At 66.6% G+C, this 21,511-nt stretch carries 25 protein-coding genes; 20 read left to right on the plus strand and 5 right to left on the minus strand.

The genetic code is table 11. The features are described from left to right. Positions 1-91 precede the first annotated feature (91 nt). The 13 genes from ON43_RS05345 (at position 92) to ON43_RS05405 (ending at position 7,100) form a co-directional block, all read left to right on the plus strand. Positions 92-523 carry a hypothetical protein gene (locus ON43_RS05345; RefSeq protein ID WP_157513910.1) on the plus strand — a complete coding sequence of 144 codons (432 nt, stop codon included), beginning with the start codon at positions 92-94 and terminating at the stop codon, positions 521-523. A 507-nt stretch (positions 524-1,030) separates the two neighbouring features. Further along, positions 1,031-1,336, plus strand: a complete 306-nt coding sequence (gene rpsJ, locus ON43_RS05350) for a 30S ribosomal protein S10 (RefSeq protein ID WP_040804197.1) — start codon at positions 1,031-1,033, stop codon at positions 1,334-1,336. A gap of 14 nt (positions 1,337-1,350) precedes the next feature. After that, positions 1,351-2,016 (plus strand): 50S ribosomal protein L3, encoded by a 666-nt coding sequence (rplC, locus tag ON43_RS05355; RefSeq protein WP_040804198.1) that lies wholly within the window; start codon positions 1,351-1,353, stop codon positions 2,014-2,016. Beyond that, positions 2,013-2,684 (plus strand): 50S ribosomal protein L4, encoded by a 672-nt coding sequence (gene rplD / locus ON43_RS05360; protein ID WP_040804200.1) that lies wholly within the window; start codon positions 2,013-2,015, stop codon positions 2,682-2,684. Before rplC ends, rplD begins: the two co-directional genes overlap by 4 nt. Beyond that, the gene (gene rplW, locus ON43_RS05365; protein ID WP_033091018.1) at positions 2,681-2,986 is read left to right on the plus strand and encodes a 50S ribosomal protein L23; all 306 of its coding nucleotides are present in this window, start codon (positions 2,681-2,683) and stop codon (positions 2,984-2,986) included. The genes rplD and rplW overlap by 4 nt, the downstream gene beginning before the upstream one ends. A 32-nt stretch (positions 2,987-3,018) precedes the next feature. Then, complete coding sequence (gene rplB, locus ON43_RS05370) at positions 3,019-3,849, plus strand: 50S ribosomal protein L2 (protein ID WP_033091019.1); 831 nt, start codon at positions 3,019-3,021, stop codon at positions 3,847-3,849. Positions 3,850-3,863: 14 nt separating this feature from the next. Then, positions 3,864-4,145, plus strand: a complete 282-nt coding sequence (gene rpsS / locus ON43_RS05375; protein WP_040804204.1) for a 30S ribosomal protein S19 — start codon at positions 3,864-3,866, stop codon at positions 4,143-4,145. Beyond that, the gene (gene rplV / locus ON43_RS05380) at positions 4,142-4,543 is read left to right on the plus strand and encodes a 50S ribosomal protein L22 (protein ID WP_040804205.1); all 402 of its coding nucleotides are present in this window, start codon (positions 4,142-4,144) and stop codon (positions 4,541-4,543) included. Before rpsS ends, rplV begins: the two co-directional genes overlap by 4 nt. Beyond that, positions 4,544-5,350, plus strand: coding sequence for a 30S ribosomal protein S3 (gene rpsC / locus ON43_RS05385; protein WP_040804208.1), 807 nt, complete (start codon positions 4,544-4,546; stop codon positions 5,348-5,350). Positions 5,351-5,353: 3 nt separating this feature from the next. Then, a complete protein-coding gene (rplP, locus tag ON43_RS05390; RefSeq protein WP_040804212.1) occupies positions 5,354-5,770 on the plus strand; it encodes a 50S ribosomal protein L16 in 417 nt (138 codons plus the stop codon). After that, positions 5,770-6,009 (plus strand): 50S ribosomal protein L29, encoded by a 240-nt coding sequence (gene rpmC / locus ON43_RS05395; RefSeq protein WP_040804215.1) that lies wholly within the window; start codon positions 5,770-5,772, stop codon positions 6,007-6,009. Before rplP ends, rpmC begins: the two co-directional genes overlap by 1 nt. Then, positions 6,006-6,302, plus strand: a complete 297-nt coding sequence (gene rpsQ / locus ON43_RS05400; RefSeq protein ID WP_029923615.1) for a 30S ribosomal protein S17 — start codon at positions 6,006-6,008, stop codon at positions 6,300-6,302. Before rpmC ends, rpsQ begins: the two co-directional genes overlap by 4 nt. Before the next feature lie 207 nt (positions 6,303-6,509). Next, positions 6,510-7,100: a hypothetical protein gene (locus tag ON43_RS05405; protein ID WP_083913173.1), complete on the plus strand. Its 591-nt coding sequence runs from the start codon at positions 6,510-6,512 to the stop codon at positions 7,098-7,100. Between the two features lie 4 nt (positions 7,101-7,104). Here the strand turns inward: ON43_RS05405 and ON43_RS05410 are convergent, their stop codons facing one another. Then, positions 7,105-7,500, minus strand: a complete 396-nt coding sequence (locus ON43_RS05410; RefSeq protein ID WP_040804217.1) for a VOC family protein — start codon at positions 7,498-7,500, stop codon at positions 7,105-7,107. 86 nt (positions 7,501-7,586) lie between these two features. Beyond that, on the minus strand, positions 7,587-8,045 hold the full coding sequence (locus ON43_RS05415; protein WP_040804218.1) for a MarR family winged helix-turn-helix transcriptional regulator: 459 nt from the start codon (positions 8,043-8,045) through the stop codon (positions 7,587-7,589). 140 nt (positions 8,046-8,185) lie between these two features. Between ON43_RS05415 and ON43_RS05420 the strand changes: the two genes are divergently transcribed. After that, positions 8,186-9,379 (plus strand): MFS transporter, encoded by a 1,194-nt coding sequence (locus ON43_RS05420; protein ID WP_040804220.1) that lies wholly within the window; start codon positions 8,186-8,188, stop codon positions 9,377-9,379. A 203-nt stretch (positions 9,380-9,582) separates the two neighbouring features. After that, entirely contained in the window at positions 9,583-12,948 is a 3,366-nt protein-coding gene (locus ON43_RS46065; protein ID WP_245568481.1) for a 3-carboxy-cis,cis-muconate cycloisomerase family FAD/NAD(P)-binding protein, read from the plus strand. A gap of 124 nt (positions 12,949-13,072) precedes the next feature. On the opposite strand, the gene ON43_RS05435 is transcribed toward ON43_RS46065, so the two are convergent. Continuing rightward, complete coding sequence (locus ON43_RS05435; protein ID WP_040804222.1) at positions 13,073-13,498, minus strand: DUF5997 family protein; 426 nt, start codon at positions 13,496-13,498, stop codon at positions 13,073-13,075. Positions 13,499-13,558: 60 nt separating this feature from the next. Between ON43_RS05435 and ON43_RS05440 the strand changes: the two genes are divergently transcribed. The 4 genes from ON43_RS05440 (at position 13,559) to ON43_RS05455 (ending at position 18,574) form a co-directional block, all read left to right on the plus strand. After that, the gene (locus ON43_RS05440; protein WP_040804223.1) at positions 13,559-14,509 is read left to right on the plus strand and encodes a LysR family transcriptional regulator; all 951 of its coding nucleotides are present in this window, start codon (positions 13,559-13,561) and stop codon (positions 14,507-14,509) included. Positions 14,510-14,714: 205 nt separating this feature from the next. Next, positions 14,715-15,239 (plus strand): EXLDI protein, encoded by a 525-nt coding sequence (locus ON43_RS05445; protein ID WP_157513911.1) that lies wholly within the window; start codon positions 14,715-14,717, stop codon positions 15,237-15,239. 44 nt (positions 15,240-15,283) lie between these two features. Further along, positions 15,284-17,452: an MMPL family transporter gene (locus tag ON43_RS05450; protein ID WP_051177939.1), complete on the plus strand. Its 2,169-nt coding sequence runs from the start codon at positions 15,284-15,286 to the stop codon at positions 17,450-17,452. Positions 17,453-17,575: 123 nt separating this feature from the next. Then, positions 17,576-18,574 (plus strand): sulfotransferase domain-containing protein, encoded by a 999-nt coding sequence (locus tag ON43_RS05455; RefSeq protein ID WP_040804232.1) that lies wholly within the window; start codon positions 17,576-17,578, stop codon positions 18,572-18,574. Between the two features lie 127 nt (positions 18,575-18,701). On the opposite strand, the gene ON43_RS05460 is transcribed toward ON43_RS05455, so the two are convergent. Both ON43_RS05460 and ON43_RS05465 read right to left on the minus strand, forming a co-directional pair. After that, entirely contained in the window at positions 18,702-19,484 is a 783-nt protein-coding gene (locus tag ON43_RS05460) for a CPBP family intramembrane glutamic endopeptidase (RefSeq protein WP_083913175.1), read from the minus strand. A gap of 79 nt (positions 19,485-19,563) precedes the next feature. After that, the gene (locus ON43_RS05465) at positions 19,564-20,499 is read right to left on the minus strand and encodes an RluA family pseudouridine synthase (RefSeq protein WP_040804234.1); all 936 of its coding nucleotides are present in this window, start codon (positions 20,497-20,499) and stop codon (positions 19,564-19,566) included. 45 nt (positions 20,500-20,544) lie between these two features. On the opposite strand from ON43_RS05465, the gene ON43_RS42165 reads away from it, so the two are divergent. Beyond that, complete coding sequence (locus ON43_RS42165; protein ID WP_157513912.1) at positions 20,545-21,402, plus strand: DUF4190 domain-containing protein; 858 nt, start codon at positions 20,545-20,547, stop codon at positions 21,400-21,402. Positions 21,403-21,511: the final 109 nt, after the last annotated feature.

The following is a 21,511-nucleotide window of genomic DNA, read 5'->3' on the forward strand; positions in this document are numbered from 1 at the left end:
CGCCCGAAATCGACGCGCGAAACCGAGTGGTTGGTTGTTGCATGGGAGGGTTGCGCGGGGAGCGCGACCTGAAAGAGGAGTTCTCGAAATCATGCGTATTCGCACTGCGGTGGCCACGGTTGGCATCGCACTCGCGGGGGCGGCGGTCGCCGCCACCGCATCGGCCGGATCGGCCGCGGCTTTCACGCCCATCATCAATCCTGGCGGCGGCATCTATGTCGGCGTGGAACTCAACCACGACGAGACCGTGGCGCTGGCCGACAGCTGGATCCCGGCCGCGATCACCCAGATCAATCAGGCGCACAACCGGATCGCGCTCGATCCGTACTTCTCCGAGATGGGATTGGGCGACGGCATGGTGTACCCCACGATGTCCGCGACCGTCGGCGAAGCCGCGGACACCCCGGGCGGGCAGATCAGCCTGGCCGTGGTCGACCCCGCGGTCTTCCGCGGCGGCAACTTCCTCTTGGTCGAGGACCTCGGCGGCTGGGACTACTACCTCGATTACCTTCGCAATCGCTGAGATGTAGCGGCGGCCGGTGTGCGAGATCACTTCGCGCTCCGGCCATCGCGCTCCTCATGCCCGGCTTGTCCGGTCTGTGTCACCCACTGTGAGCTGGGCCATCGGTCCGCGGGGTGGGGAGGGGGCGATTTGAACTGCCCCCATGGCTCGAGGCATACTATTCGGGTTGCCCACACCGGGTTGCGTCTTTTCCGTTGGATCAGCGCAGGTGGTGGGTGAGAAAGACCCAATTTTGCACCCCGCTGGATTGCGGCGTGGGTGCGTCCGGAACAATGTTCCGAGGCTTACAGGATTTTGGTCCGGGCCGAGGAATGAGCGGCGGAGCGACACGCCCGACCGCGTGGACCGGATGAACCATGACAGATGAACAGCGGCGATGGATCGGGCCCGAGGGCTGCGGTCGTGTGGTGGCTGATGCGTCTTCGTGTGTTCGGGCTGTGCAAATGAGGGTGGTTCGGAAGTGAAAGCTTCTGGGCCACAACGTAAGCGGAGAAAAGGACACTCAGCGTGGCGGGACAGAAGATCCGCATCAGGCTCAAGGCCTACGACCATGAGGCGATCGACGCGTCTGCGCGCAAGATCGTCGAGACGGTGACCCGTACCGGTGCCCGCGTCGTCGGCCCGGTGCCGTTGCCCACCGAGAAGAACATCTACTGCGTCATCCGGTCGCCGCACAAGTACAAGGACTCGCGCGAGCACTTCGAGATGCGTACGCACAAGCGGCTTATCGACATCCTCGACCCGACGCCGAAGACGGTTGATGCCCTGATGCGCATCGACCTGCCGGCCAGCGTCGACGTCAACATTCAGTGACGGGGACTTCGAATATGACTGACAACAAGACTCGTCCGGCCGCGGGCATCCTGGGCACCAAGCTCGGCATGACCCAGGTCTTCGACGAAAAGAACCGCGTCGTTCCCGTGACCGTCGTCAAGGCGGGCCCGAACGTCGTTACCCAGATCCGGACCCAGGAGCGCGACGGCTACGCCGCCATCCAGGTCGCCTACGGCGCCATCGACCCGCGCAAGGTGAACAAGCCGGTTTCCGGCCAGTTCTCCAAGGCCGGTGTCACCCCTCGCCGCCACATCGCCGAGCTGCGCGTCGCCGACGTCGCCGCCTTCGAGGTCGGCCAGGAGATCAACGCCGATGTCTTCGAGGCCGGCTCCTACGTCGACGTGACCGGCACCTCCAAGGGCAAGGGCTTCGCGGGCACCATGAAGCGCCACGGCTTCCGTGGCCAGGGTGCCTCGCACGGTGCGCAGGCCGTGCACCGTCGTCCGGGTTCCATCGGTGGTTGCTCCACCCCGGGCCGTGTCTTCAAGGGCATGCGCATGTCGGGCCGTATGGGTAACGACCGCGTCACCACGCAGAACCTCTCGGTCCACAAGGTGGACGCCGAGAACGGCCTGCTGCTGATCAAGGGCGCGATCCCGGGCCGCACCGGCGGCATCGTGATCGTCAAGAGTGCAGTGAAGGGTGGTGCCCGGGCATGAGCACCGAGACCAAGACCAACCTGACGCTCACGGTCAAGGCCGCTGGCGGCAAGACCGAGGGCACCGTCGAGCTCCCCGCGGAGATCTTCGACGTGACCGCGAACATCGCGCTGATGCACCAGGTCGTCGTGGCCCAGCAGGCCGCGGCTCGCCAGGGCACGCACGCCACCAAGACCCGCGGCATGGTCCGCGGCGGTGGCAAGAAGCCGTACCGCCAGAAGGGCACCGGCCGTGCGCGCCAGGGTTCGACCCGTGCGCCGCAGTTCGCCGGCGGTGGCACCGTCCACGGCCCGCAGCCGCGCGACTACTCGCAGCGTCTGCCCAAGAAGATGAAGGTCGCCGCGCTGCGTGGCGCCCTCTCGGACCGGGCTCGCAACGAGCGCATCCACGTGATCACCGAGCTGGTCGCGGGTCAGACCCCGTCGACCAAGTCGGCCAAGTCCTTCCTCGCCGAGCTCTCGGAGCGGAAGAACATCCTGGTCGTCGTCGGCCGCGAAGATGTCACCGCGTGGAAGAGCGTGGCGAACCTGCAGGGCGTGCACCCGATCGCCCCGGACCAGCTGAACACCTACGACGTCCTGAAGTCGGACGAGATCGTGTTCTCGGTCGAGGCGCTCAACGCCTTCGTGCACGGCCCCGCCGAAGCTGCACAGGAGGAGAGCAAGTGACCACCATCGCCGACCCCCGCGACATCCTGCTCGCGCCGGTGATCTCCGAGAAGTCCTACGGGCTGATCGAAGACGGCACCTACACCTTCCTGGTGCACCCGGACTCGAACAAGACGCAGATCAAGATTGCCGTTGAGAAGGTTTTCGGCGTCAAGGTGACCAGCGTCAACACCGCCAACCGTCAGGGCAAGCGCAAGCGGACCCGCTTCGGCTACGGCAAGCGCAAGGACACCAAGCGCGCGCTCGTGACGATCTCGGCCGACAGCAAGCCCATCGAGATCTTCGGAGGCCCGGTCGCGTAAGCGGCGGGGACTTCAGAAAGGCAGAAGAACTCATGGCAATTCGTAAGTACAAGCCGACAACCCCGGGTCGCCGCGGTGCCTCGGTCTCGGATTTCGCCGAGATCACCCGCTCGACCCCCGAGAAGTCGCTGCTGCGTCCGCTGAGCAAGACCGGTGGCCGTAACGCGCAGGGCCGCATCACCACTCGCCACAAGGGTGGTGGCCACAAGCGTGCCTACCGTCTGATCGACTTCCGTCGCCTGGACAAGGACGGCGTGCCGGCCAAGGTCGCTCACATCGAGTACGACCCGAACCGCACCGCCAACATCGCGCTGCTGCACTTCGCCGATGGCGAGAAGCGCTACATCATCGCGCCCAAGGGCATCGCCCAGGGCACGAAGATCGAGTCCGGCCCCGGCGCGGACATCAAGCCCGGCAACAACCTGCCGCTGCGCTCGATCCCGACCGGTACCACCATCCACGCGGTGGAGCTGCGTCCGGGCGGTGGCGCCAAGCTGGCTCGCGCCGCTGGCATGTCCATCCAGCTGCTGGGTAAGGAAGGCGCCTACGCCGTCCTGCGTATGCCCTCCGGTGAGATCCGTCGCGTCGATGTGCGCTGCCGCGCCACCATCGGCGAGGTCGGCAACGCCGAGCAGTCGAACATCAACTGGGGCAAGGCCGGCCGTATGCGGTGGAAGGGCGTTCGCCCGACCGTCCGTGGTGTGGTCATGAACCCGGTCGACCACCCGCACGGTGGTGGTGAGGGTAAGACCTCCGGTGGTCGCCACCCTGTCTCCCCGTGGGGCAAGCCCGAGGGCCGCACCCGTAAGCCCAACCGCCCGAGCGACAAGCTCATCGTCCGCCGCCGCGGCAAGAAGCGTTAAGGAGGAGGTTAAAGATGCCACGTAGCCTGAAGAAGGGCCCGTTCGTCGACGGACACCTCCTCAAGAAGGTGGACGTCCAGAACGAGAAGGGCACGAAGCAGGTCATCAAGACCTGGTCGCGTCGTTCCACCATCATCCCGGATTTCATCGGCCACACGTTCTCGGTCCACGACGGCCGCAAGCACGTGCCGGTGTTCGTGTCCGAGAACATGGTTGGACACAAGCTCGGTGAATTCGCGCCGACTCGTACGTTCAAGAGCCACGTCAAGGAAGATCGGAAGAGCAAGCGGCGATGAGCACTGAAACTCAGAACCCGACCGCGCGCGCGACCGCGAAGCACGTTCGCGTGACCCCGATGAAGGCTCGCCGCGTCGTGGACATGGTCCGCGGCCAGCGAGTCGAGGACGCGCTGAACATCCTGAAGTTCGCGCCGCAGGCCGCCAGCGAGCCGGTCGCCAAGGTTGTCGCTTCGGCGGCCGCCAACGCCGAGAACAACCTCGGCCTGAACCCGGCGACCCTGGTCATCTCGACGGCTTACGTCGACGAGGGCGCGACCATGAAGCGTTTCCAGCCGCGGGCCCAGGGCCGCGCGTTCCGGATCCGCAAGCGCACCAGCCACATCACCATCGAGGTCGAGAGCGTGCCCACCGCCGGCGCTGCCACTCGTAGCCGCCGGAAGGGAGGGGCAAAGTAAATGGGACAGAAGATCAATCCCCATGGCTTCCGCCTCGGTATCACCACCGACTGGAAGTCGCGTTGGTACGCGGACAAGCAGTACGCGGACTACGTGAAGGAAGACGTCGCGATCCGCAAGCTCCTCGCCAATGGCATGGAGCGGGCCGGCATCTCGAAGGTCGAGATCGAGCGCACCCGTGACCGTGTGCGTGTGGACATCCACACCGCGCGTCCGGGCATCGTGATCGGCCGTCGTGGCGCCGAGGCCGACCGCATTCGCGCCGAGCTGGAGAAGCTCACCAAGAAGCAGGTTCAGCTGAACATCCTCGAGGTCAAGAACCCCGAGTCGGATGCGCAGCTGGTTGCTCAGGGTGTCGCCGAGCAGCTGTCCAACCGTGTGGCGTTCCGTCGCGCGATGCGCAAGGCCATCCAGTCGGCCATGCGTTCGCCGAACGTCAAGGGCATCCGTGTGCAGTGCTCCGGCCGCCTCGGCGGCGCGGAAATGTCGCGCTCGGAGTTCTACCGTGAGGGTCGCGTGCCGCTGCACACGCTGCGCGCCGACATCGATTACGGCTTGTACGAGGCGAAGACCACCTTCGGCCGCATCGGCGTGAAGGTCTGGATCTACAAGGGCGACATCGTCGGCGGCAAGCGTGAGGTCACCGCGGTGGCCCCGTCCGGCCGCGACCGTGACGACCGCCCGCGTCGCGAGCGTCCGAGCCGCCCCCGTCGCAGCGGTGCCCAGGGCACCACCGCGACCAGCACCGAGGCCGGGCGTGCCGCGACTGCCGTCGCGGAGGCTCCGGCAGAGAACCAGGAGGGCTGACCTATGTTGATGCCCCGCAAGGTCAAGCACCGTAAGCAGCACCACCCGAAGCGCTCCGGTATGGCCAAGGGCGGCACCGCGGTTTCGTTCGGCGAGTTCGGCATCCAGGCTCTGGAGCCCGCCTACGTGACCAACCGTCAGATCGAGTCCGCTCGTATCGCGATGACCCGCCACATCAAGCGTGGCGGCAAGGTCTGGATCAACATCTACCCGGACCGCCCGCTGACCAAGAAGCCGGCCGAAACCCGAATGGGTTCCGGTAAGGGTTCGCCCGAGTGGTGGATCGCGAACGTGAAGCCCGGTCGGGTCATGTTCGAGCTTTCTTACCCGAACGAGGAGACCGCTCGTGAGGCCCTGCGCCGCGCGATGCACAAGCTCCCGATGAAGTGCCGGATCGTGACCAGGGAGGAGCAGTTCTGATGGCTACCGCTAATCCGACTGCAGAGCTCCGCGAGCTCGACAATGAGGCGCTCGTCGCCAAGCTGCGCGAGTCCAAGGAAGAGCTGTTCAACCTGCGCTTCCAGATGGCGACCGGTCAGTTGCAGAACAACCGCCGCCTGCGCGTGGTCCGCCACGAGATCGCGCGCATCTACACGGTCATGCGCGAGCGCGAGCTCGGGCTGGCCTCCGGTCCTGAAGGCAAGGGAGACGCCGCATGAGCGACGTAAAGGGCCCGGCCAAGACGCCGGCCAAGCAGGAGGAGCGTGGCTCGCGCAAGGTGCGCATCGGCTACGTCGTCTCCGACAAGATGTCCAAGACCATCGTGGTCGAGCTGGAAGATCGCGTGAAGCACAAGCTTTACGGCAAGATCATCCGCACCACCTCGAAGGTGAAGGCGCACGACGAGAACGAGATCGCCGGCATCGGCGACCGCGTGCAGCTGATGGAGACCCGTCCGCTGTCCGCCACCAAGCGGTGGCGTCTGGTCGAGGTCCTGGAGAAGGCCAAGTAAGCCTGCTCCTCGACTGAAACGGTCGTAAGCGATAGGCCCGCTTCCCGAAAGGGAAGCGGGCCTTTCCTTATTAGGGGGTTCGGGGGCGCAGCCCCTGAGAGCTCGAGAGTTCGATACTTCTTTATCGCACGGTGTGACCAAACTGAAACGCGATATGGCCAAAGGGAATTGGCGTGTCGCGCTCGTGAGCGCTAGTTTTATTGCGCTATGAGGGATGCTGCAACTACTTCGGGTGCCTGGCGTACGAATTCCGACGAGACGGTGACCTTCCGCGACGCATCCGTCGCGTGGGCACTGGCCGCACATGAGGTGCTGGCCGAAACTGCTTCCGGCTACGGCCATTTCGTGACCGTGAACGAACTTGCCGAGCAGATTCAGGAGATGTCCGGCATCCGGACCAACGCTCCCACGCGCACCTGGATGGACGCCATCCTGCGCAAGGTGGCGCGCCGCTGCCACAACTCCGGCGAGCCGCCGCTGACCGCGTTGTGCGTCAAGCAGAACCACAAGGTGAGCGAAAGCTACAAGTACGTACTGGAATTGGCGCACCTGCCGATTCCGGCCGACCTCGAGGTGCACGCCGCCTACGCCCGCTGGCAGTGCTATGCGGCCTACGGCGCGGAGATCCCGACCGACGGCGGCATTCCGCCCCTGGTCCCGCGCAACGGCGGCGCTCCCCGTCGCGTCACCGCGGCCGGTCCGGTCTCCACCCCGAAGCCGGAACCCGAGGCCCGCAAGGCCGTCTGCGCCTCCTGCTTCACCGAGCTCCCCGCGAACGGCGTCTGCTACTACTGCTGACCCGTCACGCGTCCTTGTGGCACACGGCTTCGAGCATGATCCCGTCGAAGCCGTTCCAGAACGTCGCGTAGTACGGCGGCGGATACTGCGGGAATTCCCGTGGCGCGTGCAGGATCTCGTCCCCGCGCCCCGCCGCCCACGCGTGTACCCGCTCGACCGCGGCCCGCGTCGGCACCATGAACGCCAGATGCTGCAATCCCGGCAACGCCCGTGAATAGCCCGGCGTATCCGCCGGATAGAAGAAGACGTAGGTCCCCGGCTTCCGCCCCGCGGGCCAATACGCGAACTGCGTGTCATCCCCCAGCAGCGGCTCGTAATCCAGCAGCGGCATCAATTCGTCGTAGTACTTCCGCGCGCCCGCCAGATCGCTGACGTTGATCCCGAGATGTCCCAGTGGCATGCCTGTGAACCTACTGCCGGAATGTGTTGCGGGAGTCCCGAATCGGCCGCGTGGGCGGGTTCGGCCGGACGGATGCGTCGAGGCACTCAGACGGATGCGTTGAGCGATTCGACGGTCCGGACCAGGGGAGCGAGTTCGGGGTTGCGGGCGGCGGCGTCGAGGGCCTCGCGCAGGGCGGTGTCGTTGGTGGGGCGGGCCTGCTCCAGCAGCGCGCGGCCGGCATCGGTCACCTGGGTGTAGATGCCCCGGCGGTCGTGCGGGCAGAGATAGCGCTCCAGTAGGCCGCGGTCCTCGAGGCGGGTCACCAGGCGGGTGGTGGCGGACTGGGACAGCACGACGGCGTCGGCCACCTGTTTCATCTGGAGCATGCCGCCGTCGCCGGTGTGCTGGCGCGAGAGGACGTCGAGCAGGGAGTACTCGCGGACGCTGAGGTCGTGGGCCGACTGCAGGGCGCGCTCGATGTGGGCCTCGATCTTGCCGTGCAGCAGGGACAGGGCGCACCAACCTTGGGACAGGGCGGTCAGTGCGGGGTCGGTGGCGGTCATCGCGATTCCTCTGGTCGGAGGGGGTTCACACCAGGATAGACCAACTTCGAGATAGCCCGCGCTTGCAATTAGTCGGCGTGTGCAATTATTGTGAACGCACGTAAGGCGCTCCTGCAACTCTTTGCTCGGAAGGTGTATCCATGCCACTCGCGCTGCTCGCCCTCGCTATCGGGGCCTTCGGGATCGGCACGGCGGAATTCGTGATCATGGGGCTGTTGCCCGAGGTCGCCGGGGATTACGGGGTCTCCATACCCACTGCCGGATGGTTGGTGACCGGCTATGCCCTGGGCGTCATGCTCGGCGCGCCGGTGATGACCGCGCTCGGTACCAAGGTCTCCCGCAAGGGCATGCTCATGCTGCTGATGGGGCTGTTCATCGCCGGGAACCTGCTCTCCGCCCTCGCTCCGGTGTTCGGCGTCATGCTGCTGGGCCGTGTGGTCGCGTCGCTGACGCACGGCGCGTTCTTCGGCATCGGGTCGGTGGTGGCGGCCGATCTGGTCGCGCCCGAGAAGAAGGCGGGGGCCATCGCCATGATGTTCACCGGCCTCACCCTGGCCAATGTGATCGGCGTGCCGCTGGGCACGTTCATCGGTCAGAGTTCCAGCTGGCGAATCACTTTCGCGCTGGTGGCCGCGCTCGGTGTGGCCGGGCTCGTCGGCGTCGCCAAGCTGGTGCCGGATCTGCCGAAGCCCGAGGGCGTGCACCTGCGGCACGAACTGGCCGCGTTCAAGAACATTCAGGTGCTGCTGGCCTTGGCGATGACGGTGCTGGGCTTCGGCGGCGTGTTCGCGGCCATCACCTACATCGCGCCGATGATGACCGAGGCCGCCGGGTTCTCCGACGGGGCGGTCACCTGGCTGCTGGTGCTCTTCGGCGCGGGCATGTTCGTCGGAAACCTGGTGGGCGGCAAGTTCGCCGACCGCGCGCCGCTGGTCATGCTGGTGTTGCCGCTGACCGGGCTGGCGATCGCGCTGGGCCTGTTCACGGTGACCGCGCACGACAAGGTGGCGGCGGCGGTGACGCTCTTCGCGATCGGCGTGCTCGGCTTCGCGACCGTGCCGTCGCTGCAGAAGCGGGTGCTGGATCAGGCCCACGCCGCGCCGACGCTGGCCTCGGCCATGAATATCGGCGCGTTCAATCTGGGCAATGCGATCGCGGCGTGGCTGGGCGGCCTGGTGATCGCGGCCGGATTCGACTACACGGCGACGAACTGGGTCGGTGTGGGACTGGCGGTTTCGGCGCTGCTGCTGGCCTTCGTGGCCGAGGCGCTGGAGCGACGCGGCGCTTCCGCGGTGGCGGCACCCGACCGGCAACTGGTCTCCGCGGCCCACTGATAATGCGAAACCAACGGGCCCGCAAGCCGTTCGGCTTGCGGGCCGGTTTGCTGTGAATGCCGCTCCAGCAAACTATTTTTCGACAATTCCGGCGAACAAGGCGTACCGTACCGTTCATTCTTGAGTGCCTGTGCGCCCCGCGCTAATGTCGGCCGAGTGCCCGGATTCGGGCGCGGTTAATCGAGCGCGATCGGTGAGTTTGCATGCTCGACAATGTTTTGCGGATCGCAATTGTGGGAGTTGGACCGAGAGGTCTCAATGTCTTCGAACGGATTTGCGCGAATGCCAGGCAGTTAGGGTTCTCCGCCGGTGTCGATGTGGTGCTCATCGACTCGACCAGGGTGGGAACCGGCGCGGTGTGGCGGACCGACCAGTCGTCGCACCTGCTCATGAACACGGTCGCGGAGCAGGTCACGATATTCACCGATGACACGGTGGAGATGGCCGGGCCGGTGGAGCGCGGACCGAGTCTCTACGAATGGTCGAACTTCCTGGCGAAAATAGGCAATTTCGCGGGACTGCCCGCCGGTGCATTCCGGGAGGCGCTGCACACCGCCCCGGAAACGTATCCGCCGCGCGCCTACTACGGCCATTATCTGCGCTGGGCCTTCGAACGCACGCGCGACCGATATGCCGAATGGGTGCGGGTACGCGAAATCGTGGCAACCGCTCTGGATATCCACGATGGGCCGGGCGGATTCCAGGAATTGGAGCTCAGCACCGGCGAACGCCTGCGCGGGTTGCACGCGGTGGTGCTCACCCAGGGCCACCTGGGTGAGGCCCCGTCGGCTGGCACCGGATCCCTGTCGGCGGCCGCGGATCACCTGGGCCTGACCTACATTCCGCCCGGCAATGCCGCCGACGCCGACCTGGATCGCATCCCGGAGCACGAGCCCGTCATCATTCGCGGCCTGGGCCTCACCTTCTTCGATTACCTGGCCCTGCTGACCGTGGGCCGCGGCGGCCGCTTCAAGGAATCCGACAGCGGCCTGGAGTACATCCCCTCCGGCCGGGAGCCGTTCATCGTCACCGGATGCCGCCGCGGGGTGCCGCACCACGCGCGCGGTGAGAATCAGAAGGGCGTCGACGGCCGCTACGAACCGTTGCTGCTGAACGCCGACCGCATCGCACGATTGCGTCTGCGCGCCAAGAAGTTCGGTGATGTCTCCTTCCGCCGCGATGTCTGGCCGCACATCGCGCGCGAGGTCGAATCGGTCTACTACACCCGCCTGATCGCCGACCGCGTCAGCCCGCACCGCCTGCTCTCCTTCCGCGACCGCTACCTGATCGCTCCGACCCCCGAGGACGCCGAAGAACTGTTGAACCGCTTCGGCATTCCGCCGGCGGATCGTTGGGACTGGAACGCCCTGACCGACCCGACCGGCGGCCGCAGCTTCACCGATCCCGGGGACTTCCACGCCTGGCTGCTGGCCTACCTGGACGCCGACGTGCACCAGGCCCGCCTGGGCAATGTGCACGGCCCGGTGAAGGCCGCCCTGGATGTGCTGCGCGACCTGCGCAACGAGGTCCGCCTGGTGGTTGACCACGGTGGCATCGCGGGTTCCTCCTACCGCGACGACCTGGATCGCTGGTACACGCCGATGAACGCCTTCCTGTCCATCGGCCCACCGGCGCACCGGATTTCGGAACTGGCGGCCCTGATCCGCGCGGGCGTGGTGCGGGTCGCCGGTCCCGGCATGCGGGTCCGGGCGGACACCAGGCGCGAGTGCTTCGTGGTCGATTCACCCCTGGTGGGTGATTCGGCGACAACGGCACATTCCCTCATCGATGCCTGGATGCCCGCCCCGGACCTGCATCGCACCGCGGATCCGTTGCTGCGCAACCTGTTGCGGCGCGAGGAGGTGCGCGGCTACGTGATCGCCTCGCCGGACGGCAGCCGCTACCGCACCGGCGGCCTGGCCATCGCGCCCGGCTCGCATCACCCGGTGGACACGCTGGGGCGAATCCATCAGCGCCGCTACGCGTTCGGCGTCCCGACCGAGGCGGTGCGCTGGGTGACGGCGGCGGGCCCGCGCCCCGGCGTCAATTCGGTGACCCTGGCCGACGGCGACGCCATCGCCCGCGAGATCCTCACCGCCCACCGGTACGAGGGTCCCGCACCGAATCTGCCCGGGGTGCAACGGCATTCCGAGCTCGCGGACGAGTGTGAAAGGCACGATATGACGCTGGAGTGCGGCCTGCTGGCCCCGGTCGGGGTGGGCACGCCGGTGGAGTCCCTGCTGGGCGACGACGCCTGGATCGAGGCCATGCTCGAGGTGGAGCTGGCGCTGGCCCGCGCCGAGGGGCGGCTGGGCATCGTGCCCGAGACCGTCGCCGGGCATCTCGCGACGGCGGTGCGCGAGCACCGGTTCGACACCCGCGAGATCGCCCAGGCCTCGCGCGGCGCGGCGAACCCGGTGGTCACCGTGGTGGAGCGGCTGCACGACGCGGTCGCGGACGTGGATCCGGTGAGCGCCAACTACGTTCACTACGGCTCCACCAGTCAGGACATCCTCGACACCGCGACCATGGTGATCGCCTCCCGGGTGCTGGCGGTGATCATCGCCGACCTGGACACCATCGTCGCCGCCCTGGCCGAACTGGCCCGCCGCCACCGCACCACCCCGATCGCCGGTCGCACCCTCGCCATGCACGCCGTCCCGACGACCTTCGGCGCGAAGGTGGCGATCTGGATGCAGGGCCTGCTGGACGCCCGCGAACGCCTGACCCGCGTCCGCGACGGTCTTCCGGTCCAATTGGGCGGTGCCGCGGGCACTCTGGCCTCCTACATCGAATGCGCCCGCTGCGCCGATTCGGAGATGTCGAAGGCCCCGGCGGGCGAGATCATGGAACGCCTGACCCACGAATTCGCCGATGAGCTCTCGCTCACGGTGAGCGCCACCCCCTGGCACACCGTGCGCACCCCGATCGCCGACCTGGCCGCCGCACTGGCCTTGACCTCGGGCACCCTCGGCAAGCTGGCCGTCGACGTGATCTCCCAGTCCCGCAACGAAACCGCCGAACTCCTCGAACCCGCGGCGCTCGGCCGGGGCGAGTCCAGTGCCATGCCGCAGAAGCGAAACCCGGTGCTGAGCACCATGATTCGCGCGGCCGCCCTGCAGGTCCCGGCCCTGGCCTCGACCCTGTTCGGCGCGCTGCTCGCCGAGGACGAACGCCCGGCCGGCGCCTGGCACGCCGAATGGCAGCCGCTGCGCGAATGCCTGATGCTGGTCGGCGGGGCCGCGCACACCGCGGTCGAACTGGCCACCGGCCTGATGGCCGACGCCGACCGCATGACCGAGAACCTCTCCCTCACCGAGGGCCAGATCGTCTCCGAGCGCCTCTCGATCCGTCTGGCCCCACTACTGGGCAAGCCGATCGCGAAGAAGACCCTGCAAGCAGCCTCGTTCGAGGCACAGAGCACCACCCGACCCCTGGTCGAGGTCCTCGCCGAATCCCCGGACATCGCCCTGCACCTGTCCAAACCCGAACTGGCCGAACTGCTCCGCCCGGAAAACTACCTGGGCGCGGCCCCGGACTTGGTCGACCGAGTGCTGCGCAGACTGTGATGCTCCCCGAATCTTCCTGCGCCGACTCCGTCATTCCGGCGTGCTTTTGGCCGGAATCCATTGTGGATCCCGGCCAAGAACATGCCGGGATGACGGGTGTGCGTGCCGGGGCGGGGAGGCGGAACTACTTGCCTTCGCCGAAGCGGTTCTTGGGCGGCCGGTTGGAGGAGGCGCGGCGGGTCGCCTCCTTCTCCTTGACGCGCTCGGCCTCCTTGCGCACCTCGACGAGGTTCTCGCGCTCGCGCACCAGCCACTCCGGCGGGTCGGCGAGCAGCGTGTCGATCTCGGCGGTGGTGAGCGCATCGGAGATGCCGTTGCGGGCCAGGCCGGAGTTCGAGATCCCGAGCTTGCGGGCCACCACGTCACGCGGGAACGGGCCGGTCTTGCGCAGTTCGGTCAGCCATTCCGGCGGATTCGTGCGTAGCTCCTCGAGCTGGGCGCGGGTGACGGGTGAGTTCCGGAATTCCTCGGGGGTTGCCGGGAGGTAGATGCCGAGTTTGTCGGCCGCGGTCAGCGGCTTCATGGTCTGGGGGTTCTTGTCCGGGCTCACCGATCAAGGGTATCGGGCGCATCGGACGAACCTGCTGGCCGGTGCAATAACCTTGGTCCAATGAGCCGCTTGGAGTCCATCGACACGACGCACCTGCGCTGGTTCGTCGCGGTTGCCGAGGAATTGCATTTCGCGAGGGCGGCACGCGGCCTCGGTATTTCGCGGCAGCGGTTGAGCGGGACGGTCATCGAGCTGGAGGAAGAGCTCGATACCAAACTGTTCGTACCGGGCGCGCAGCCGACGCAATTGACCGACGACGGGCAGGCCCTGCTGGGCGAGGCCCGAGAACTCCTCGCGGCGGCCGAGGCGGCCGCGCCCGCGCCGGAGACGGACGGCTCGGAGCGGCTGCGCGTCGGCTTCGTGCCCGGGGTGACCGTCACCAAATGGGAGCGCATCTGGGCCGACCGGTTCCCCGACATCGCGCTCGAGCTGCGGCCGATTCCGATGAAGGACCAGGAGTCGGCGCTGCGTGAGGGCGCCGTCGACATGTGCTTCGTGCGCCTGCCCATCGACCGTGAGGGCATGAGCGCCATCCCGCTCTACCGCGAGCTGCCCGTGGTCGTGGTCCCCAAGGATCATCCGATCGCCCTGTTCGAGCAGGTCGCCACGAAGGATCTGACCGAGGAGCGCATGCAGGACGCCTCCGACCTCGACGATGCCGCCATGACAATGGAATTGGTGGCCGCCGTCAGCGGAGCGGCCATCGTCCCGCATTCGATCGCGCGCCTGCATCACCGCAAGGATCTGGTCTACCGCACGGTCACCGACGTGCGGGAGACCGAGATCGCCCTGGCCTGGCCCGCCGACCGGACCACCGAACTGGTGGAGGAGTTCGTCGGCGTGGTGCGTGGCCGCTCCCAGCGCAGTTCGCGTTCTCCGTCCGGTCAGCAGCCCGACAAGAAGAAGCAGCCCGCGAAGAAGCCCGTGGTGAAGAAGGCCGCGCCCAAGAAGCCGGCGGCCAAGTCCCGCCAGGGTGGCGCGAAGAATTCGGGTAAGCGGCGCGGCCGATAGTTCTCGGGGTCTCAGGGGCCATCCCGGAAAAGTTCAGGGTCGACTCAGGGTTGCGCTATACGTATACGTCTACTTATAGTGGCTGAAGTCGGACGATAACGTCCGCGGACCCTGAGAGCCGGTGCGGCACAGCGGAAATGGACCCGCACTGCCGTATCGAATACACATGCCCATATGCGCATCCGCTGATGATTTGGAGCACCCCATGGACTTCGAGAAGGACACCCCCGAGACCACCGCCACCACCGAGCTGGTGGTCGATTCCCTGCCCGAGGGCATGCAGGAGATCACCCTGCGCGTCGGACCCGGCGGCGGCCGCACCCAGCGCTTCGTGGGCAAGCTGCTCTCGCAGGCGCACCGCGTCACCAAGGAGGGCTCGGAGGCGATCCGGGTCTACCAGAGCCGCAAGGGCAAGCTGGTCCTGCACAGCCACATCATCGACTGGAACGACTTCGCCACCGCCACCAAGCACGCAGCTCAGGAGCGCAAGGAGGAGTTCATCACCGCCAAGAACAACTCCGATTCCTCGGACTACTCGCCGATCATGAACTGGGCCAAGGGATTTAAGAACTGGCGCGAGATGCTCGGTCTGGATGAGGATGGCTATGGCGACTTCACCCTCGAGATCGTGGATTCGCTCGAGGAATTGCGCGACCGGATTCCGGCGAAGGTCTATCGGATCGTCGCCGATGTCGTGGAGAACCCGTCCTCGCAGGTCCTCGATATCTAGTCGAACTGAATAGCGCGGCCGAACCCTGAAAGGACTTCTCCCGCATGTTCTCCCGTTTGGGGCGCTTCGTCGTCCGATTCCCGTGGCTGGTGATCGCCGCGTGGGTGATCGCCATCGTCGCGGTCGTCGTGTCCGCGCCGAAGCTCACCGCCACCACCGACCAATCCGACTTCCTGCCTTCGCATTACGAGTCCGTGCAGGCGATCCAGCTGCAGCAGAAGGCATTCCCCAACAGCAATACCCCGGCCGCGCTCATCGTCTTCGAGCGCTCCGACGGCGCACCCATGACCGATGCCGACACCGCCTCGGTGCAGGCCGCGGCTACCGCGCTGGCGCAGCGGAACATCAAGGACGTCACCGGAGTTCAGGCGGTGCCCCCGGCGGAGAACCGGGCCATCGAGGTGGTCGCGGTGCAGATGACCAAGGTCACCAGCGGCAATGACACCCGTCAGGCCGATGCGGTGAAGGACATCCGGGACGCGCTGAAGGATCAGGTGAAGGACACGGGCCTGAAGGCCGGTGTCACCGGCACGGCCGCGCAGACATTGGACCAGCAGGATTCCAGCAAGAAGGGCCTGGCGATCATCGGCATCGTGACGGTGGTGCTGATCCTCGGCCTGCTGCTGGTCATCTTCCGCAGTCCGATCATCGCGCTGCTACCCATCCTGACCATCCTGATCGCGGTGTCCCCGTTGGCCAGCGGTCTGATCGCGATCGCCAGCGACACCTTCGATCTCAAGATCGACAACTCGGTGCAATCGTTGCTGATTGTCGTACTCTTCGGTGTCGGCACCGACTACATCCTGTTCCTGATGTTCCGGTTCCGGGAGCGCCTGCGGGCCGGTGACGACGCCAAGACGGCCGTGGTCAACGCGGTCACCAGGGTCGGTGAGGCGATCACCTCGGCGGCCGCTGCGGTGATCATCGCCTTCGGTGCGCTGACCCTGTCCACCCTGGGCATGTTCCGCTCCATGGGCATCGCCCTGGCCATCGCGGTGGCGGTGGCGCTGCTGGCCGGCCTCACACTGATCCCGGCGATCGTCTCGCTGTTGGGCACCAAGGTGTTCTGGCCCTCCAAGGCCTGGCAGCGCGAGCCCAAGGGCGCGCGTTTCACGGCGGTCGGCAATGCACTGGGCAAGCGGCCCGCGCTGTTCGCGGCCGCCTCGGGCGCGGTGCTGATCGTGCTGGGCATCTTCGCCTTCGGCTTCAACCCGACCTTCGATCTGGGTTCGGGTTCGACCTCGGACACCTCCGAATCCGTGGTCTACGGCAAGGAATTGCTCAAGAGCATGCCCGCGGGCAGCACCCAGCCCTCGCAGGTGTACCTGCAGAGCCAGCACGGTGCGCTGACCGCGGACGAGCTGAACGCCTTCGGCGCCGCGCTGCGCGGGGTCAAGGGTGTGGGCGAGGTCGGGCCCGCGCCGGCCATCTCGGCCGACAAGACCGTGGCCGAATACCAAGTGACACTTGCCGACAAGCCGGAATCGGATGCGGCCCTGGCGACCGTGAAGGGTCCGCTGCGCGATACCGCGCATTCGGCGGCCCCGGTCGGCACCACGGCCGTGGTGGGCGGGTTGACCTCGGTGTTCGTCGACTTCCAGCACGCCATGAACCGTGACTACACGGTGGTGTTCCCGGTCGCCGCGATCCTCATCATGATCGTGCTGGCCCTGCTGCTGCGCAGCGTGGTGGCGCCCTGGTACCTGATGGCCTCGGTGTTCCTCGGCTTCGCGGCGACGCTCGGCTCGGCGGTGCTGGTTTTCCAGAACCTGCAAGGGGATTCGGGTCTGATCTTCACGCTGCCGCTGATCATGTACCTGTTCGTGGTCGCACTCGGCACCGACTACAACATCCTCATGGTCGCTCGGCTGCGGGAGGAGGCCCGCGAGGGTCACGATCCGCATCGCGCCGCGGCGCTGGCCGTGCGCCACACGGGTCCGACGGTGGCGGCGGCCGGTGTCATCCTGGCGGGCACCTTCGCCTCGATGATGCTGGCGGGCAACACCGTCCTGACTTCGATGGGCTTCGCGATCTCGGTCGGTATCACCATCGCGGCGTTCGTCATGGCGCTGTTCTTCACTCCGGCGGTGACGGCCCTGATCGGCCGCCGCGCCTGGTGGCCGGGCCACGGTGGTGACGCCGAGGCCAAGCCGCTGAACTGGGATACGGAATGGACCCCGGACGATGTGGTAAGTGACGCCCCGCGTCGCTGAGGTTTCGAATAAGTTTCCGAATCGGTTGGCCCGCTTCTCTTTTCGAGAAGCGGGCCGACTTCGTTGTTACGGTATTCGGCACCGGTCCCGGGGCAGCGGGACCGAAACGAGGGGATATCGATCATGACGAAGTCGATTCATGCTGTTCAGGAGGGCTCCTGTACCGGCGGCAACCGGTATACCGAGGGCTTTCAGGTGTTCGAGCAGTGGCAGATTCAGCGGTACCGCAATGAGAGTCATCTCGCGCATCCGATGCGCAGTCTGCGCCTGGGCTGGCGTTATCTGACGCTGGACCACTATTTCGGCGCGGTGCCGCCGATTCGATTGTGGTGGCGTTCGCATTTCGGGGGTCCGCGCGCCCTGCCGGACTTCACCTGTGTGGGCGCGCTGAAGAGCGGAACCACCGATCTGGCCGCCTATCTCATGCAGCATCCGAGCATCGTGTCGCCGCTCACCAAGGAGATCGGGCACGGGGTTCCGGCGGCGTGGGGGCCGTATCTGCCGACCGAGAAGGAGAAGTCGGAGGTGGCCGCGCGCACGGGGCAGGCGCTGGTCGGGCATTTCGATCCGTTGCTGCACGATGTGCCGCTGATCGACAACCTGCACGACTACCGGCCCGATACGAAGGTCGTTCTGGTACTGCGTGATCCGGTGTGGCGGGCCTATTCGCACTACAAGTGGGATCTGTTCCTGAGCGGCCAGAACGGTTTGCGGACAATGCGATACGGCCGGAGCTTCGCCGACTACGTGTCCGTCGCGCTGGCGGCCTTCCCGGGCCCGCCGCCGCCGACCATGCTCCCGACCATGCCGATGCTGGCCGCGGGCATCTATGTGAATTCGGTGCGCCGCTGGCTGGATACCTACGGCCGCGAGAACGTGCATCTGGTGACGGCGGAAGACTTCTTCGCCGATGTCGTCAAGACGGTCTGCGGCATTCACGAGTTCCTGGGCCTGCCTGCGATCGAGCCGGAGCCGCACGCGGCGGTCCTGAACTGCAATCCGCTGGAGTTCCCGGTCCCCGACGCCGAGTCGCTGGCTCGATTGCGGGCGTTCTACCGGCCGTACAACGAGCGCCTGTTCGAGCTGCTGGGGCGGGATCTGGGCTGGAACGACCCCATCTGACAGAAACGCGTTTCAGAATTTCCCCAAAGTGCCACGCGGGGAACTGGACAACCGATACAGTTCGCCCGGGCCGACTGACCATTATCCTCTGTTCCCAGGTCAGTCGGCCCCCTTTGGGGGTTCCGCGCTAGTGCACGGTGACGTGCCAGACCACCGCCGCCGTCAGCGCGCCCGCGCCGTTCAGCGCCCAGTGCAGGGCGATGGGCGCGAGCAGGCTGCCGCTGCGGCGGCGCAGCCAGGTGAAGACCACGCCCGCGCCGGCGGTGGCGAGCACGGCCAGCGCGATGCCGAGGATCTGTCCGGCCGGGCCGCTCCCGAGGAATCCGGTGAGCCCCTTGTTGCCGCTGGTCAGGCCGAGTGACGAGGCGATGTGCCAGAGCCCGAAAAGCATTGACCCGGCGGCGAATACGCCCCGCGCCCCGGCCACCCGGTCCAGGGTGCCGTGCAGCACGCCGCGGAAGGCGAGCTCCTCCGGAATCGCGGTCTGCAGCGGGATCACCACCATGGACGCGATGAGCGCGCCGGAGATCGCGGCATAGCGGTCGTTGAGGAAGAACGGCCGGGTGATGGGCAGCGCCGCGCCGATGACCACGGCCGCCAGCACCACGCCCACCGCGGCCAGCGCCCACAGCGAACCGCGCCGCCACTGCCGCGGCGAGAGCCCGAGCTCGGCCCAGCCCAGTCCGCGGCGGCGGACCAGGGCCACCAGCATCACCGCGGCTATCGGCACGGAGAGGATGCTGGCCCACTTGTTGGTGAAGTGGGCGATGAGGTTCGTGCCCGTGAGAACGATGACGACGACCGCGACATCCACGTAGGCGTGCAGCTTGTGACCGGGAGGAGCGGGCGGGGTAGCCGGCGGCTGGGCCGCATCGAGTACCGCGACGGCGTCGTTATCGTTTCGAGACATCCCGGCCAGTCTACGAGCGAATTCTTGGAAAGCGCTTCGAATGTGGTTAATCCCGCTGGGCTGCGGTACTCGTGGCCGGTCAGCGGCCGGAGGCCCAGCCCTCCGGATCGTCCCAGGCCTGCAGCGTGCGGGCGGTCTCGAAGCGGCGCGGTTCCCGCGTGATCGGGTCGTTGAATTCCAGTGTCGAGGCCAGTAGCTGCAGCGGCCGTGTGTAGTCGTCGACCGGTTTGTCGGTGAGCTCGGGATAGAAGTCGTCGCCGAGGATCGGGATCCCGAGGCTGTTCATGTGCAGCCGCAGCTGATGGGTGCGCCCGGTCCGCGGTTTCAGCCGGTAGCGGCCCAATCCGTCGCGCTGCTCGACCAATTCGACGACGGTCTCGGCATTGGGCTCGCCGTCGGTCTCGTAGGCCTTGAGCACCTGCCGTTCCTTGACGATCCGGCTGATGACGGTGCGCGGCAGCTCGAGTTCCGGGTCGAAGCGCGCGATGGCCTCGTACTCCTTGTGCACCAGCCGCTTGTGGAACATGGTCTGATACGCGCCGCGCCGTGCGGGATTCACGATGAACAACACCAGTCCGGCGGTGACGCGGTCGAGGCGATGGGCCGGAACCAGATCCGGCAGATCCAGTTCGCGGCGCAGTTTCACCAGGGCCGTCTGCAGAATGTGCTGTCCGCGCGGAATGGTCGACAGGAAGTGCGGTTTGTCCGCCACCAGGATGTCGTCGTCGCGGTAGACGATGCCGATGGGGAAGGGCACCTCGGTCTCATCGGGCAGATCCCGGTGGAACCACACCGCGCCGCCGGGGACATAAGGGGTGTCGAGCGCGATCGGGCCCTCGAGATCCACGATGCCGCCCTCGCTCAGCAATTCGTCGATTCGCTCGGGGCGAACCCGCGGCAACCGCTCCACGAGGTGGTCGCGGATGGTCGCCCAGTCGCCCTCCTCGGGCAGTCGCAACCGGGCCGGATCCAGTCCGTGCCGCTTGGGTAGCGGGGGTTGCTGACGGCGTCTCACTCGCCAAACCCTAGTCCCCGGGTTTATCCGGACCAGGAGGTACGGTTGGCCCACGCCCGGAATGTCTGGGTCCGACGACTGATCGGGGGTCTCGTGTATCCGAACGACCAACAGCCGCAAGGTCTGCCGGGCCAGCCCGGTCAGCCGGATCCGAATCAGCCGATGTATCCCGGCTACGGCCAACCCGGGCAGCAGTGGGATTACGGCCAGCAGGGCCAGCCGGGGTATCCGCCCGGCTATCCGCCGCAGCCCGGTTATCCGATGGCACCGCCGCCGCAGGGTACGAACGGTCTGGCGATCGCCTCTTTCGTCCTCAGCCTGTTCGGCTTCTGTTTTCTGGCGGTCCCGTTCGGCTTCATCGCGCTGAGTCAGATCAAGCAGCGCAATCAGGGCGGTCGCGGTTTCGCGATCGCGGGTCTGGTGATTTCGGGGTTGTCGGTGCTGGTGATAGCCGCGGGCGTGGCCATCGGTATCGCCACCGATTCGGACAACTCCGCGTCGCGGGACAACACGACTCGCACCGCCGCCCTGCCGGATTCGCCGACCTCCATCTCCGTCGACGATGTGAAGACCGGTGACTGTCTGCAGACGGTCGAGGAGAACAACCACATTCGCAAGGTGACCGTGCTGCCGTGCAATTCGCCGCACGATGCCGAGGTCATCACCCAGGTGCACATGCCGGGATCCTGGCCGGGCTCGCTGGACTCGTCGTTCGACAAGGCCAATGACGCCTGCACGACCGAGATCGACAGGCTGCTGGGCAACAGTTCGATGGCCGATCAGTTGGAGACCTTCATCCTGTATCCGGCCAACGAGACGCAGTGGAACAAGACCAATGGCCGCGCGACCTGCATGGTTCACGACGCCAATGGCAAGAAGCTGACCGCGAAGGTGCCGCGCTGACCTGAAGCCCTGTCGATCGGTCCTCGGTGTGGTCGTGGAGCGAAAGTTAGCCTAACCTATCTTCTCGTCGGTGCTCAGGGGAGCGCCCGGACGGACGAAGGTGGGAGGC

This window comes from Nocardia concava NBRC 100430 (assembly GCF_000308815.1).
Classification (GTDB): Bacteria; Actinomycetota; Actinomycetes; order Mycobacteriales; family Mycobacteriaceae; genus Nocardia; species Nocardia concava.

Coding starts and splice junctions, on each gene's coding strand:
- ON43_RS05410 (WP_040804217.1), bottom strand. CDS start 7,500: ATGCCACTGGGACATCTCGGGATCAACGTCAGCGATCTGGCGGGCGCG.
- ON43_RS05445 (WP_157513911.1), top strand. CDS start 14,715: ATGGACTTCGAGAAGGACACCCCCGAGACCACCGCCACCACCGAGCTG.
- rplD (WP_040804200.1), top strand. CDS start 2,013: ATGAGCACCGAGACCAAGACCAACCTGACGCTCACGGTCAAGGCCGCT.
- rpsC (WP_040804208.1), top strand. CDS start 4,544: ATGGGACAGAAGATCAATCCCCATGGCTTCCGCCTCGGTATCACCACC.
- ON43_RS05415 (WP_040804218.1), bottom strand. CDS start 8,045: ATGACCGCCACCGACCCCGCACTGACCGCCCTGTCCCAAGGTTGGTGC.
- ON43_RS46065 (WP_245568481.1), top strand. CDS start 9,583: ATGCTCGACAATGTTTTGCGGATCGCAATTGTGGGAGTTGGACCGAGA.
- rplB (WP_033091019.1), top strand. CDS start 3,019: ATGGCAATTCGTAAGTACAAGCCGACAACCCCGGGTCGCCGCGGTGCC.
- ON43_RS05455 (WP_040804232.1), top strand. CDS start 17,576: ATGACGAAGTCGATTCATGCTGTTCAGGAGGGCTCCTGTACCGGCGGC.
- ON43_RS05345 (WP_157513910.1), top strand. CDS start 92: ATGCGTATTCGCACTGCGGTGGCCACGGTTGGCATCGCACTCGCGGGG.
- rpsS (WP_040804204.1), top strand. CDS start 3,864: ATGCCACGTAGCCTGAAGAAGGGCCCGTTCGTCGACGGACACCTCCTC.
- ON43_RS05450 (WP_051177939.1), top strand. CDS start 15,284: ATGTTCTCCCGTTTGGGGCGCTTCGTCGTCCGATTCCCGTGGCTGGTG.
- rpmC (WP_040804215.1), top strand. CDS start 5,770: ATGGCTACCGCTAATCCGACTGCAGAGCTCCGCGAGCTCGACAATGAG.
- ON43_RS05420 (WP_040804220.1), top strand. CDS start 8,186: ATGCCACTCGCGCTGCTCGCCCTCGCTATCGGGGCCTTCGGGATCGGC.
- ON43_RS05405 (WP_083913173.1), top strand. CDS start 6,510: ATGAGGGATGCTGCAACTACTTCGGGTGCCTGGCGTACGAATTCCGAC.
- rplP (WP_040804212.1), top strand. CDS start 5,354: ATGTTGATGCCCCGCAAGGTCAAGCACCGTAAGCAGCACCACCCGAAG.
- rplV (WP_040804205.1), top strand. CDS start 4,142: ATGAGCACTGAAACTCAGAACCCGACCGCGCGCGCGACCGCGAAGCAC.
- ON43_RS05460 (WP_083913175.1), bottom strand. CDS start 19,484: ATGTCTCGAAACGATAACGACGCCGTCGCGGTACTCGATGCGGCCCAG.
- ON43_RS05440 (WP_040804223.1), top strand. CDS start 13,559: ATGAGCCGCTTGGAGTCCATCGACACGACGCACCTGCGCTGGTTCGTC.
- rplC (WP_040804198.1), top strand. CDS start 1,351: ATGACTGACAACAAGACTCGTCCGGCCGCGGGCATCCTGGGCACCAAG.
- rpsQ (WP_029923615.1), top strand. CDS start 6,006: ATGAGCGACGTAAAGGGCCCGGCCAAGACGCCGGCCAAGCAGGAGGAG.